Source organism: Hymenobacter lapidiphilus, from assembly GCF_013377885.1.
Taxonomy (GTDB): domain Bacteria; phylum Bacteroidota; class Bacteroidia; order Cytophagales; family Hymenobacteraceae; genus Hymenobacter; species Hymenobacter lapidiphilus.
This window is the reverse complement of sequence record NZ_JABKAU010000063.1, coordinates 1-12,826: the sequence shown is the minus strand read 5'-3', so window position 1 is coordinate 12,826 and position 12,826 is coordinate 1. Positions and strand designations below refer to the sequence as shown.

13 protein-coding genes are annotated in these 12,826 nt (G+C 61.8%); 8 read left to right on the top strand and 5 right to left on the bottom strand.

The features are described 5' to 3' along the window. Window positions 1–16: 16 nt before the first annotated feature. The 5 genes from HW554_RS19410 to HW554_RS19390 all read right to left on the bottom strand — a co-directional run bounded on the left by HW554_RS19410 (window position 17) and on the right by HW554_RS19390 (window position 5,613). Entirely contained in the window at window positions 17–1,405 is a 1,389-nt protein-coding gene (locus tag HW554_RS19410; RefSeq protein ID WP_176910191.1) for a TonB family protein, read from the bottom strand. Then, window positions 1,392–2,033 carry an RNA polymerase sigma factor gene (locus HW554_RS19405; RefSeq protein WP_176910190.1) on the bottom strand — a complete coding sequence of 214 codons (642 nt, stop codon included), beginning with the start codon at window positions 2,031–2,033 and terminating at the stop codon, window positions 1,392–1,394. The genes HW554_RS19410 and HW554_RS19405 overlap by 14 nt, the downstream gene beginning before the upstream one ends. A gap of 102 nt (window positions 2,034–2,135) precedes the next feature. Continuing rightward, complete coding sequence (locus tag HW554_RS19400) at window positions 2,136–3,590, bottom strand: TlpA family protein disulfide reductase (RefSeq protein ID WP_176910189.1); 1,455 nt, start codon at window positions 3,588–3,590, stop codon at window positions 2,136–2,138. 270 nt (window positions 3,591–3,860) lie between these two features. Continuing rightward, entirely contained in the window at window positions 3,861–5,249 is a 1,389-nt protein-coding gene (gene radA / locus HW554_RS19395) for a DNA repair protein RadA (RefSeq protein WP_176910188.1), read from the bottom strand. Continuing rightward, complete coding sequence (locus tag HW554_RS19390; RefSeq protein ID WP_176910187.1) at window positions 5,236–5,613, bottom strand: hypothetical protein; 378 nt, start codon at window positions 5,611–5,613, stop codon at window positions 5,236–5,238. The genes radA and HW554_RS19390 overlap by 14 nt, the downstream gene beginning before the upstream one ends. A gap of 168 nt (window positions 5,614–5,781) precedes the next feature. On the opposite strand from HW554_RS19390, the gene HW554_RS19385 reads away from it, so the two are divergent. The 8 genes from HW554_RS19385 (at window position 5,782) to HW554_RS19350 (ending at window position 12,732) form a co-directional block, all read left to right on the top strand. Continuing rightward, window positions 5,782–6,612: a metallophosphoesterase family protein gene (locus HW554_RS19385; protein ID WP_176910186.1), complete on the top strand. Its 831-nt coding sequence runs from the start codon at window positions 5,782–5,784 to the stop codon at window positions 6,610–6,612. Then, entirely contained in the window at window positions 6,612–7,277 is a 666-nt protein-coding gene (locus HW554_RS19380; RefSeq protein WP_176910185.1) for a hypothetical protein, read from the top strand. The genes HW554_RS19385 and HW554_RS19380 overlap by 1 nt, the downstream gene beginning before the upstream one ends. A gap of 53 nt (window positions 7,278–7,330) precedes the next feature. Continuing rightward, a complete protein-coding gene (locus HW554_RS19375; RefSeq protein ID WP_176910184.1) occupies window positions 7,331–7,786 on the top strand; it encodes an SRPBCC family protein in 456 nt (151 codons plus the stop codon). 95 nt (window positions 7,787–7,881) lie between these two features. Continuing rightward, the gene (locus HW554_RS19370) at window positions 7,882–8,427 is read left to right on the top strand and encodes a hypothetical protein (protein WP_176910183.1); all 546 of its coding nucleotides are present in this window, start codon (window positions 7,882–7,884) and stop codon (window positions 8,425–8,427) included. 43 nt (window positions 8,428–8,470) lie between these two features. Continuing rightward, on the top strand, window positions 8,471–9,664 hold the full coding sequence (locus HW554_RS19365) for a class I SAM-dependent rRNA methyltransferase (RefSeq protein ID WP_176910182.1): 1,194 nt from the start codon (window positions 8,471–8,473) through the stop codon (window positions 9,662–9,664). 219 nt (window positions 9,665–9,883) lie between these two features. After that, a complete protein-coding gene (gene crtD, locus HW554_RS19360; RefSeq protein ID WP_176910181.1) occupies window positions 9,884–11,359 on the top strand; it encodes a 1-hydroxycarotenoid 3,4-desaturase CrtD in 1,476 nt (491 codons plus the stop codon). Between the two features lie 16 nt (window positions 11,360–11,375). Further along, window positions 11,376–12,068 (top strand): carotenoid biosynthesis protein, encoded by a 693-nt coding sequence (locus HW554_RS19355; RefSeq protein WP_176910180.1) that lies wholly within the window; start codon window positions 11,376–11,378, stop codon window positions 12,066–12,068. A gap of 52 nt (window positions 12,069–12,120) precedes the next feature. Further along, window positions 12,121–12,732, top strand: coding sequence for a TetR/AcrR family transcriptional regulator (locus HW554_RS19350; protein WP_176910179.1), 612 nt, complete (start codon window positions 12,121–12,123; stop codon window positions 12,730–12,732). Window positions 12,733–12,826 lie beyond the last annotated feature (94 nt).

The following is a 12,826-nucleotide window of genomic DNA, read 5'->3' as shown; positions in this document are numbered from 1 at the left end:
TTTTTAAACAGCTTTACTACTTCTCTAACGAAAAGGGCACGTTGATTTCGACTTTGCGGGCCGTGCGGCGGCCGTTCTGGGCTCCTGGAAACCACATCGGGCCTTCTTTCAGTAGCCGGATAGCTTCCGCATCACACTCGGGCGAGAGGCGGCGCACGATTTTGATGTCGGATAGCTTGCCGTCAGTACCTACCATAAATTGTAGCCGCACGGTGCCTTCCTGCTTCCGGTCGCGGGCTTTTTCGGGGTAGTTGAGGCTGTCGTGCAGGTACTGGCGGAAAGCGGGGTAGCCGCCGGCCGGTAGCGGCCCCAGGCTGGGCAGGCCGGGTGGCGCTTCGCGCCGCACAATTACCACTTCGCTAAGCTGCTTTGTGTCGGGGGCCAGCGCGAGGGTCAGGGCCGAGTCGGTGGGCTGCAGAAAGCGGGTTTGGGTGGTGTAGCCGATGGAGCTGACGGCCAGCTGCCGGTTGCCGGGCGGCACCATCAGGGCAAATCTGCCGTCGGCATTCGTACTCGCTCCCGCAGCTGTGCCGGGTACCTGTACCGTTGCGCCCGGCAGGGGCTGGCCGGCTGTATCTACAATACGGCCCTGCACCGTGCGCCCTGGGCCCGCTACCGGAGCCGCCGCCCGAAAAGCGCGGGCTTTTTCGGGTTGATCCGTAGTGCGGGCGTTGGCGGCCAGCTGATCGGCGGCGGCTGGCCGGCTCCGGGTGGCCGCATACGAAGCGAGTGCCGCGGTGTCAGGAGAGGTAGCAGCCGCAACAGCCGCATCCGAAATGGCGGTGGTGTTGGAACTGCCGGCCAAATCTGCGACTTCGGCCGCAGCCGCAGTTGTCCCGGTGGGCTTCGTGCGAGCAGCCGACTTGGTTGCCGGAACAGCCGTCAACGCTGGCCGGGTCGGCCGGGCAGGTGGCAGTACAACCGCTACCTCGGGCCCGGAAGCAGCGGCCGTACTTGCAGCCGGTTCGGCAGAAGAAACTGCCGGGGCCATACTACCACGGGGCGTGTTTTTGGTTTGAGGCAAACGAGCAGCTACTTCGGGCCGATTGGTGGGCCGCAGCACCAGCCAGGCCACGGTGCTTAAGAGCAGCAACAGCGCTGCGGCCGCTGCCAGAGGGCGCCACCACAGGGGGCGCGCTATGGTTTCGGTCGGAGCGTCCTCGGCCAGCTCGGTCACGCGGGTGTGCAGCCGCTGGCGCAATTCGGCCAGGCTGGCGTCGGTAACGGCGGTGGGTTGCATCTCCAGGCCTTCCAGCACCTCGGCACACTGTTCGCACTCGAGGGTATGAGCCTCTACAGCGTGCTCCTGGGCCGCGCTCAGCTCGCCGGCCACGTACCGGCGCAGCAACTCCGTGGGCAAGTGCCGGGAGGGTAGGGCAGCGGTAAAATCGTCAGGACGAGGCATCGGGGGTGGGGCTGGCTTGCAGGTGGCGGCGCAGGTTGCGCTTGCCGTTCTGGAGGTGGCTTTTTACGGCCTTCAGGTCGAGGCCGGTCAGAGTGGCTACTTCGCGGTAACTTTTCTTTTCGAGGTAAAATAGCTCCAGGCACTGGCGCTGGTCGGGAGGTAGCTCGGCGAGGGTGTTTTCGAGGCGCTGAAGCTGCTGCTCATGCTCCTCGGCTTCTGTGGCCTCCTCGTCAGTATCTCCCTGATGCCGCGCGGCGGCCGATTCCATATCGGCGGCATCCGGGAAGTGCACCACCAGCGCCCCGCCGGCCGCAGGGCCAGCCCGCTGCCGGGCCCGTAGCTGCATCAGGCAATGGTTGCGGGCCGTGGCATGCAGCCAGGCCGGAAAGTTCTCTACCTCATGCCGCCGCAGCTTCTCGGCCAACTGTTCGAACAGTTGCATCACGGCGTCCTGGGCATCGGCCTCGCTGGGCAGGTAACGGCGCGCTACCGCCAGTACGGCCGCCATATGCCGCTCGTACAGCATCCCCACATCATGCACGTCGCCCGAGGCACGGTAGCGCGCCAGCAGCACCGCATCGGTGGGCGGCACAACGGCAGCAGGCGCAGGGCGGCGGCGGGAGAACATGGCGGGAAGATAGGGAGCTACAGGTAAGATGTGAGAAAAGGCCCGTTATCCTGAGAAGAACTCAGGATAACGGGCCTTTTCTCACATCTTACCTCTTATAACTTACTTCTTCTCCAGGGTGCTGCTGTAGGTGTTCGCCTTGCCAAACGATTCCTTTATTTCGTCGACGGCCGCGCGGCTGCTCAGGCGTTTGGGACGGGTGTTGAGGAAGGTGCCGTCTTCGGCCAGCAGGAAATACGTGGGCACGTCCTGCACGCCGTAGGAGCGGGCCACGGCCGAGCGTAAGCCTCCGCCGGCCCGCACGTGCATGCCCGGTAGCTTTTTGGTAATAACCAACTGCTTCCAGGCACCTTCGTTTTCGTCAAGCGCCACGTTCAGAAACACGATGTTCTTGCCCTCGAAACGCTTGGCCAGATCGGCGGCGTAGGGCAGGTCGCGCAGGGCCAGGCCGCTGGTGGTACGCCAGAAGTTGAGGTACACCAGCTTGCCCGCAAACTGCCGCAGGCTGGTGGTGTCGCCGGTGGTCGAAACCAACCGGAAATTGGGCGCCGGGGCACCAATAGCGAAATCCTTGTGCAGCTCGAAATCAGCTTTAAGTACCGGATAATATTGGTTTTTCGGATCTACGGCGCGGTATTCATCAAGCATAGCCGCCGACTGCTTGATATGGCCGAAACGGAATGACTCTTTAAGGATGCGGCCCAGCACGATGGGCTTGATGGAGCCGCTCAGCCGCTGGCTGGCCAGCTCGTAGCACTTCTGGTAAAAATCGGGGTCGGTGCGCTGCTTGCCGCTACTCGTAGCCAGGTGGTGGATGTAGTTGAGCAGGAATTCCTGGTACAGGCCGTTGCTGCTGGCCGAGGCATTCTCAACCAGACTTTTATCGTTGAGGAAGTCGTAGTAAGTGGGCGACATTTTCAGCCGGCCCTCGGTGGCCACTACCTGCTCGCGCAGGTCCTGGAACGTGAGCCGGTCGTTGGCGTAGCTGTAAGTAATGCGCGCCCGTACGAAGTCCTTGAACGCTTTGCTGAGGCCGTCGGCATTGGTTTCCAGAAACTTCAGCTCCTCCTTGCGGCGGTAGTCCAGAAACTCCAGAAACGGCACCTCATAAAACATGATGTTGTCGGGCAGTACCTGGAAGCCTTCGTTCTCCACGAATTTGGCTTCCATCTCGGCCAGAAAAGCATTGGCTTCGGCTCCGCGGCCTTTATAGCGGACCGTGCCTGCCAAGTCGTTGCTCTTGAAGCGTACGTCGAGCTGGTTGCCGGGCTCCACAAACAGCTCCGTTACGTCATCGTCGTACACCAGCTCGGCCCGGGTAGGACCCTGCACGGCCAGTGCCAGCCGAAACTCGCCCTTGCTGTCGAGGCGGGCATACGTGATTTGCTCGTGGGCCTCCAGCGGGTTTTCGCGAACCGACACAGCTACCGTATCGCTGCTGAGCCGGCCGCTTACTTTACCCGTGAGCACCACCGTACCCTGGGCATGCCCCAGGAGCGGTGCCAGCAGCAGAGCGGCCCAAACGGTAATCGGAAGAAGCGAAAAACGATGCGTCATCGGGCGAAGGCAAAGGGCTGGCTACCGGCGGCCCGCTCCTGAGAAGGAAGCGAATGGGTCGCGGTAAAAGTCAATTTCAAAACCGAAGATACGTTGGAATAAATCACAACGACCAACAGGAACCAGTAGTTTTTTTGCTGGCTAGGGCAAAACAGACAAAGTTTTGTACGCACCCGGTTTTGGGCGGTACCAACTCCGGAAAATATAGGATTTTTACAACTCTATTGCAGTTGTTCCAGTCACGACTTGCCGCGGCCCTATTCGTTCTGATCAGCCAAACAAACCCGTCAGTACCTCATCAAGCCGGCCCGCCGGGTGTACCCGAATTCCGTAGCGGGCCAAATCAAGGCCCTTGGCATTAAACTGCGAAATGTACATTTCCGCAAAGCCTAATTTTTCGGCCTCGCCCAGCCGCTGGTCGAGGCGGCTCACGGCCCTGATTTCACCACTCAGACCTACCTCCGCCGCCAAGCAGATTTCGCCCCGGATAGGCACGTCGTTGAGCGAGCTGACGACGGCCGCGCACACGGCTAAGTCCAAGGCCGGGTCTTCGAGACGCAGGCCGCCGGCAATGTTCAAAAACACGTCGTGCTGGCCCAGGCGCAGGCCGCTACGCTTCTCCAGCACGGCCAGCAGCATCTGCAGGCGCTTGCCATCGAAACCGGTGGCCGAGCGCTGGGGCGTGCCGTAGGTAGCAGGCGTTACCAGGGCCTGCACTTCTACCAGCAGCGGCCGGTTGCCCTCCAGTGTAGCCCCGATGGCCAGTCCGCTCAGGATTTCGCTGCGCTGCGAAAGCAGGATTTCGCTGGGGTTGCTTACCTGTCGTAGTCCGGCACCCTGCATCTCGTAAATGCCCAATTCGGAGGTCGAGCCGAAGCGGTTTTTAACGGTGCGCAGAATGCGGTAGGTGAGGTGCCGGTCGCCTTCAAACTGCAGCACGGTATCCACCATATGCTCCAAAATTTTTGGGCCGGCAATGGAGCCATCTTTGGTGATGTGGCCGATGAGCAGCACCGGCACCCCGGTATCCTTGGCGTACTTGAGCAGCTCGGCGGTGCATTCGCGCACCTGGCTCACCGAGCCCGCGCCCGACTCGACCAACGAGCTATGCAGCGTCTGGATGGAGTCGACTACCACCACGTTGGGCTGCAGCTGGTCGATCTGGCGGAAGATGTTTTGGGTGTTGGTTTCGGTGAGGATGTACAGGCCGGGCTGCTGGCGACCCAGGCGCTCGGCCCGCATCTTTATCTGCTGCTCGCTTTCCTCGCCGCTCACATACAGCACCCGCAGGCCGTTGAGCTGCATGGCAATCTGGAGCATGAGGGTGCTTTTGCCAATGCCTGGCTCGCCGCCGATTAACACCAGCGAGCCGGGTACCAGCCCGCCGCCCAGCACCCGGTTCAGCTCGTCGTCGTGGGTGTTGAGGCGCGACTCTTCCTCGAATATTATTTCGCCCAGCGGCTTGGGCTTGGCGGTTTTAGATGTGCCGCCCACCGACGACGAGGCTTTCCAGGCGTTGGCGGCCGTGTTGGGGTCGGCTTTCGTGACCACTTCTTCCACGTACGTGTTCCACTCGTTGCAGCTGGGGCAGCGGCCAATCCATTTGGCCGACTGCGCGCCGCAGCTCTGGCAGAAATACAGGGTTTTAATCTTGGCCATGCCCGGCAGAGAAAATCAGGAGGGAGAAAACTAATAAATGCAGCACGAAGCTAAAAAGTTTGGCAATAAACAGCTTTCCTGCCAGGCTACTGCCAGCAGCGGCCGCGTTGCCCGCACAACTGCCCGGATAAGCGGATCGGGCGGCCAAATGATGCGCCCTGCAGAAACCGCTCTGCCGGTTAGCCGGCTCAGCAGCAAGAGGTAGCAGCTTAAGCGGCCTTAGTATCGGAACTGCATCGGTGGGGGAAATGGTGGTAATGGGAAGGGGCGAGCAACGAAGGCCGAATGCGGGGCAACGCAATAAAAACTGCCAGAAACTCAGATTTTCTTCAGATTGCCCGCTGCTTTGGTTTTGCACGGCCAATTCCTTCTAAAGAGGTTTTCTACTGGAAACGAGCAGGTGTAAAAGCGGGTTTACGAGCCTTGAAACAGGTTCCGGAGTCAACAAAGAGGCGTTATAAAAGGTATACATCTCTTTTCGGTCCTGCAACGGTTGTCGCTTGCTGCCCGGGAAGTGTATCAATCAACCAGCATGCCTCCTTTTTTCTCTTCCTCCTTCCTGCGGAACGCACTTGTTGGGGCTCTGGCCACCGGCCTGAGCGCCTGCGAACTGGTGGAATTCAGCCCCAACGACCACCGCGCCCGCGCCGACCAGAAAGACCTGACGGCTAAAAACCTGGCCCACCTGACTGCTGCGCCCCTATCGCCCGGCGACACTTTGCGCTTCGTATTCGCCGGCGACTCGCAGCGGTTCTACGATGATGCCCAGGACTTGGTGCGCAGTGTCAATCAGCAGCCCGGTATTCAGTTTATGCTGATCAGCGGCGACATTTCCGACTTTGGGCTGGGGCGCGAAATGCGCTGGATAGACAACGAGCTGCGCAAGATGAAGGTCCCTTACCTGACCGTCATTGGCAACCACGACCACGTAGCCAACGGCCGCGAGGCCTACCAGGAAATATTTGGCCCCCTGAACTACTCTTTTGTGTATGCCGACACAAAATTTGTGCTGATCGATACCAATAGCCGCGAGTACAACTTCAACGGCCGGGTGCCCGATGTGCCCTGGCTGCGCGGACAGCTGGCCGACCTGAACGGGGCCAGCCGCTCGGTCGTTATCAGCCACGTGCCCCCCCAGGATGGTGATTTTGACCCCAACCTGCGCGACGCTTACGCCGGAACGCTGCGCGAAACGTCCAGTCTGGTATTCGAAATGAATGGCCACCGCCACGATTACGGCGTGGGTCAGCCGTTCAACGATGGTGTTACCTACGTTAACTCTTATGCTTTCGAGAAGCGGAAGTACCTCATCGTGACGGTGTTTGGCGACAAGCAGTTCCGCATCAAACAAGTCTCTTTCTAATGGCCCCGACCTTACTATTGGCGGCGCTTTTAGCCTCTCCGCCAACCGCCCCGACTATTAGCGGGCCCACTATTGCTTCCGATTCGGTGGTTACGGCCGTGGTACCGGCTGCCCCTGGCCTTGCGCTGCCGGCCCGGCCGGGGGTGGCTCGCTACCAGCCGCGCCACCTGCTGCTGCAAACCGGTGGCGGTGTGGGCATGCTGAGCGTAGGCGGCGGCCTGAGCTTCGCCCGTCGTCGCCTCGACCTCGACGCACTGCTGGGCTACGTGCCGGCCCGGCATGCGGGTACGGCCCTCACTATTGCTTCGGCTAAAGTGAAATATGCTCCCTGGCAGCTGCCGTTGGGTGGCTCCGGACTGGCTTTCACGCCGCTGGCCGTGGGTGTGTATGGCAGCTACACCTTCGGGCTGCGCAACACCGGCGAAGAGGGCCAATACCCCGACGATTACTATTGGTGGTCGCGTACCATGCGTGTAGGGCCGCTGTTGGGTAGCAGCCTGAGCTACACGCTGCCCGACGCACCCAGCGGCCGGGCCCGCCGCCTCACGGCCTACTACGAGCTGGCCACCAACGACCTGTACGGCCTCAGCTACTACTTGAACCGTCGGGCCCTCTCACTATCCGATATTGCCACGCTGGCCCTGGGCCTGAAGCTGGAGATTTAGCCGCGCCGGGGCAACAACTAAAACCCGCGCTTCAATCATATAGTTAGGTTGCTATGAATGTATACCTGCGTACCCACGTGGCCGCCGCGCCCGCCGAAGTCTGGGAGGGATTTACCCGCGAGCTGTTTTTGGCCCTGGCCCCGCCGTTTCCGCCGTTTAAGCTGCTGCGCTTCGATGGCTGCCGCCGCGGCGACGAGGTGCACCTGGAGCTGGGCGCCGGCCCGTTGCGCCAGCGCTGGACTTCGCTCATCACCGACCATGGCATCACGGCCGACGGTACCTATTATTTTGTAGATGAAGGCGACCAGCTGCCCGCGCCGTTGCGCTACTGGCAGCACCGGCACCTGCTGCAGCCTGCGCCCGGTGGTGGCACCTATATCGTAGAGGACCTGGAATACCGTAGCGGTTCGCCGCTACTCGACCGGTTGCTGTGGCCGGCCGTATGGGCCCAGTTTGCCTGGCGCCGGCCCATTTACCGGCGCTGGTTCGGGTTGCCTGCCACCGAATAACGGGGACGTTGGCGGCTGCCGGGCAGCGCGGGTGAGCGGCTTGCCGTATAGGGCCCGACGGCCCGCGTATCTTGCCGCCCCTCAGCCCGACAACTATGCCCTCTTTTATCGCTCTTGCCCGCCGTTTTCTCATTTCCTGCTGCGCTGCGGCCGGCCTGCTGACCGCGGCTGCCAGCTGCCGTAGTGCCCAGTCGGCCTACCAGTTCAGGCCCGGCCCGGCAGTAGCCCACGCGCCCCGTCCAACGGCTGCTATTCAACCGCCGCCCGCTGAAACGCCTGCGTCAGTTGCTATAGAGGCCAGTGCCGCTGCCGCCTGGCCCGCCGCCGCCCGCCGGGTACGGCAGCCGGTCAGCCGACGCACGCAAGTGCTTTCAAAAATCTTAGTAAAACAGCTACCACCGGTGGGCCGGTTGACTCATGTAGCTGCGTTGCGGCCGGTACGGCGTAGTGTGGGTGCTACCGATGGTGCACAGGCCGTGACCGAGGTAGGGTTAGGTACCACGGTACTGGGCGTTCTGGGGCTGATAGTAGGGCCGATTTCGCTTATTGGCCTGTTGATCTGGGGCGGGCCGGTGTGGGCCGTACTGCTGGGCCTGTCGGCGCTGGCGGTGCTGGTGGCCTACCTCGACCCGTTTGGGTAGGGCTGCCGTATCTTTGCGGCTTCATTTGCTACTACCTGTTGCCATGTCAGCTGCCACTGTTACGCTCAAACCCGGAAAAGACCAATCACTACGCCGCCGCCACCCGTGGGTATTTTCGGGGGCCATTGGCCGGATGGAAGGTGAGGTAACCGAGGGTACGCCCGTAACGGTGCGCGCCGCCAATGGCGAGGTGCTGGGCGTAGGCCATTACGCGCCCGGCTCCATTGCGGTGCGCCTGCTCGATTTCGGCCCCGATGCCCAGTTGCCCGACGCCGCGTTCTGGGAAAACCGCCTGCGCAACGCCTACCAGCTGCGCCAGGGTCTGGGCCTCACCGGCACTGGCAACACCGATGTCTACCGCCTCACCCACGCTGAGGGCGACGGCGTGCCGGGCCTGATTATCGACGTGTACGGCGACACGGCCGTAGTCCAGACCCACAGCGCGGGCATGTACCAGTCGCGCCCGCTGATTGCGGCAGCGTTGCAGGCCGTGATTCCGGGCCTGCGGGCCATTTATGATAAGAGTGCCGAAACCGTGCCTGCCAAGGCCGCGCCGGGCGCCCAGAATGGCTACCTGCTGGGCGAAAGCAGCGGCCAGGAGCACATCGTGCACGAAAACGGCCACCCGTTCGCCGTGGATTGGGAAACGGGCCAGAAAACCGGGTTCTTCATCGACCAGCGCGACAACCGCAGCCTACTGGCCCGCTACGCGCCCGGCCGCCGGGTGCTCAACACGTTCTGCTACACCGGCGGCTTTAGCTCCTACGCCCTGCAGGCCGGCGCCGAGCTGGTGCATTCCGTCGATTCGAGTAAGCGCGCCATCGAGCTGACCGTGCGCAACGCCGAGCTCACCGGCCTGGCCCACAAGCACGAGGCCTTTGCCGAAGACGTGTTCAGCTTTATGAAGCAGCACCGCGACGAAAAGTACGACCTCATCGTGCTCGACCCGCCCGCCTTCGCCAAGCACCTCTCGGCCCGCCATAATGCCCTGATGGGCTACAAGCGCCTCAACGCGGCCGGTATCAGTCAGATTGCGCCCGGCGGACTGCTGTTCACCTTCAGCTGCTCGCAGGTCGTGTCGCCCGAGCTGTTCGAGGGCGCGGTGCTGGCCGCCGCCATCGAGGCCGGCCGGCCCGCCCGCATCCTGCACCGCCTCACCCAGCCCGCCGACCACCCCGTGAGCCTCTTCCATCCCGAAGGTGCCTACCTGAAAGGGCTGGTGCTGGCCGTGGAGTAGGGGTTGGGTTGAACCGAAGTTGAAGTTGTGGGTTTGAGAAGAGCCAGCCCGACGTAGGGGCGGGGCTTAGCTTCGCTGTCCTTCGGTTGTCCCCGCCATTAAACGGCTCCGTTTGGCTTTGTTTAACGACTCACAACCAAATCGTTTAACGGCGGGTGGGGGCAACCGAAGGACAGCGAAGCTAAGCCCCGCCCCTACTTGTTCAACAACTCAAATTACATGACCCAGACTTCCACTGCTATTATCGGGGCCGGCATCGGCGGCATTGCTACGGCTGTGCGCCTGGCGGTGCGGGGCCAGCGGGTGGTGGTGTTTGAGGCCCAGGAAAGCTTCGGGGGCAAAATGCACCAGCTGGAGCTGCCCGGCGGCTACCGCTTCGATGGAGGCCCGTCGCTTTTTACGCTGCCGCATTTAGTGGATGAGCTGTTTGAGCTGGCCGGCCGTAACCCGGCCGACTACTTCCGCTACCAGCGTCTCGACCCGATTACCGAGTACTTTTTCGCCGACGGAACCCGGGTTACAGCCTGGGCTGATGCGGAGAAATTCGCCCGCGAAGTAGAGGAAAAGCTGGGCGTGCCGGCTGCCGATGTGCGCGCTTTCCTGGCCCGTAGCGGCCGGGCCTACGACGCTACGGCGGGCACGTTTCTGCAAAAAAGCCTGCACAAAGCCGGCACCTACCTCAGCCCCGACGTGCTAAAGGCGCTGGCGGCGCTGCCCCAGCTGGGCCTCACCAGCACCATGCACCAGCGCCACGAAGCGGCTTTTCCCGACGATCCGCGCGTGGTGCAGCTCTTCGACCGGTTTGCCACCTACAACGGCTCCGACCCTTACCAGGCCCCCGCCACGCTCAGCATGATTCCGCACCTGGAGCATGGTATTGGCGCATTCTACCCCGAGGGTGGCATTTATGCCATTGCCCAGAGTTTGGTGCGGCTGGCCGAGGAGCTGGGCGTGGAGTTCCGCTACAACGAGCCGGTGCGCGAAATCCTGGTTGAAAACGGCCGCGTAACCGGCCTGCGCACCGACCAGGGCAATTACCCGTTCGGGCAGGTAGTCAGCAACATGGATGTGGTGCCCACCTACCGCCACCTGCTGCCCACGCAGCCCGCGCCCGAGCGCACGCTCAGTCAGCCCCGGTCGTCGTCGGCGCTTATTTTTTACTGGGGCGTGGCCCGGCGCTTTCCCGAGCTGGGCGTGCACAACATCTTCTTTTCGGAGGACTACAAGCGCGAGTTCGAGGCCATTTTTCAGCAGCAAACCATCAGTCCCGACCCCACGGTATACGTCAACATCACGAGCGGCCATACGCCCACCGACGCGCCCGAAGGCCACGAAAACTGGTTTGTGATGGTGAACGTGCCCCACGACCAGGGCCAGGACTGGCCCGCGCTGGTGGCCCAGACCCGCGCGGCCGTGCTGCGCCGGGTGGGCCAGGCGCTGGGCACCGATATCGGGCCGCTTATCCGGGCCGAGCACGTTTGGGACCCGCCGGGTATTGCGGCCCGTACGTCGTCGTTTGGGGGCGCGCTGTATGGCAGCTCCAGCAACAATACGCTGGCGGCTTTTCTGCGCCACCCTAATTTTTCGCGGCGGCTGAAAGGGCTGTACTTTTGCGGCGGCTCGGTGCATCCCGGCGGCGGCATTCCGCTTTGCCTGCTCTCGGCTAGTATCGTTTCAGATTTGATTGAAAATTGAGAGGGAAAAATTAAAAATGGCCGAATCTACCCAACAACCTACTGTGGCAGTTCCGATGGCCGCCGGCCGCGCCGAGCGGCAGCAACGGCAGCTGCGCTGGGCCCAGGGCATACTGCTGCTGTTCCATGTTACGGGTTTCGTGGGGCTGGCTTTTTCCGGCAGCGAGGAGTTCTTCCTGCGCTTCATGCCCCTCACGCTGCTGCTTACACTGGGGCTGCTGCTGGCTTTTCAGCCCCGGCGCACGGCCGCGTTCTGGAGTTTCTGCGCCGTTATTGCCTTCATGGGCTTCTTCGTGGAGGTGGTGGGTACCCGCACGGGCCTGCTGTTCGGCAACTATGAGTATGGTGCCTCGCTAGGCATCAAATGGCTGGATGTGCCGCTGATTATTGGCGTAAACTGGGTGATTGTGACTTATTCGGCCGGGGTGCTGGCTACCTACCTGCCGGTGCCGGGCTTTGTGCGGGCCATTGCGGCGGCACTGCTGATGGTTGGGCTTGATATTTGTATCGAGCCGGTGGCCGCTCGTTATGATTTCTGGAACTGGCAGTACGACGTTATTCCGCTGCTGAATTTTAAGGGCTGGTTTGTGGTGAGCCTGATTTTTCAGGTCTATTTCAACCGGGTCGAATTCATCAAGCGCAATGCGCTGGCGCCGTTTGTGTACCTCATACAGCTGCTGTTTTTCTTTGGTTTGGGTATGCTGCTCTGAGTGAAGGTGGCATACGCCAATGCCTATATCCAGCCGTTACTTACCCGTTGATATGGAGCAACTTGTACGCCAGCAATTAATAGACCGCGCCGCTGCGCTATTCCGCGAGGTAGGGGTGCGCCTGCCCCACGAGGAGCAGCTGGCCGCCGCACTCGACTGCACCCCCGCCGAATTTCGGGAGGCCTTTGGCTCGAAGGAAATGCTGCTGTGTGCCGTAACCGGGCACAACCTGGAACGCCAGCGCCAGGAGCACACCGAGCTGTTTGCCAACCTCGATACGCCCGCCGAGTGCCTGGTGAGCCTGCTGCGTTACAGCCTCAACGAATTGCGCCAGGCTCCGCACTACGATTACCACATCATGCGGACGCAATATCCGCTGTCGTGGCAGCTCATTTCTGAGCACCTGCGCGACTATACCGGGCCGCTGCTCGTGCGCCTGCTGCAGGGCGGAATCGACCAAGGCCAGCTACATGCCAGCCTCGATGCCCGGCTCATTGCGCACATCATGCTGGCACAGTTCAGCCTGGTGCTAAACGAGGAACTCTTCCCGCCCGACGAAGTGGATGTGTCGGTGGTGTACCGTAATATGTGTGGGCCTTACGTCCGCGGCCTCTGCACTACCGCCGGTCTGCAGGCTACCTCCATCCATTTCGAGCGGCTATAGCGGCGGCTATAAAGCGGTAAAAGCTGATGAGGTGATGAAGTGCGAGGTTGTCTAAACCTCGCACTTCATCACCTCATCAGCTTTTACCTGGTTG

Coding starts and splice junctions, on each gene's coding strand:
- HW554_RS19410 (WP_176910191.1), bottom strand. CDS start 1,405: ATGCCTCGTCCTGACGATTTTACCGCTGCCCTACCCTCCCGGCACTTG.
- HW554_RS19405 (WP_176910190.1), bottom strand. CDS start 2,033: ATGTTCTCCCGCCGCCGCCCTGCGCCTGCTGCCGTTGTGCCGCCCACC.
- HW554_RS19400 (WP_176910189.1), bottom strand. CDS start 3,590: ATGACGCATCGTTTTTCGCTTCTTCCGATTACCGTTTGGGCCGCTCTG.
- radA (WP_176910188.1), bottom strand. CDS start 5,249: ATGGCCAAGATTAAAACCCTGTATTTCTGCCAGAGCTGCGGCGCGCAG.
- HW554_RS19385 (WP_176910186.1), top strand. CDS start 5,782: ATGCCTCCTTTTTTCTCTTCCTCCTTCCTGCGGAACGCACTTGTTGGG.
- HW554_RS19380 (WP_176910185.1), top strand. CDS start 6,612: ATGGCCCCGACCTTACTATTGGCGGCGCTTTTAGCCTCTCCGCCAACC.
- HW554_RS19375 (WP_176910184.1), top strand. CDS start 7,331: ATGAATGTATACCTGCGTACCCACGTGGCCGCCGCGCCCGCCGAAGTC.
- HW554_RS19370 (WP_176910183.1), top strand. CDS start 7,882: ATGCCCTCTTTTATCGCTCTTGCCCGCCGTTTTCTCATTTCCTGCTGC.
- HW554_RS19365 (WP_176910182.1), top strand. CDS start 8,471: ATGTCAGCTGCCACTGTTACGCTCAAACCCGGAAAAGACCAATCACTA.
- crtD (WP_176910181.1), top strand. CDS start 9,884: ATGACCCAGACTTCCACTGCTATTATCGGGGCCGGCATCGGCGGCATT.
- HW554_RS19355 (WP_176910180.1), top strand. CDS start 11,376: ATGGCCGAATCTACCCAACAACCTACTGTGGCAGTTCCGATGGCCGCC.
- HW554_RS19350 (WP_176910179.1), top strand. CDS start 12,121: ATGGAGCAACTTGTACGCCAGCAATTAATAGACCGCGCCGCTGCGCTA.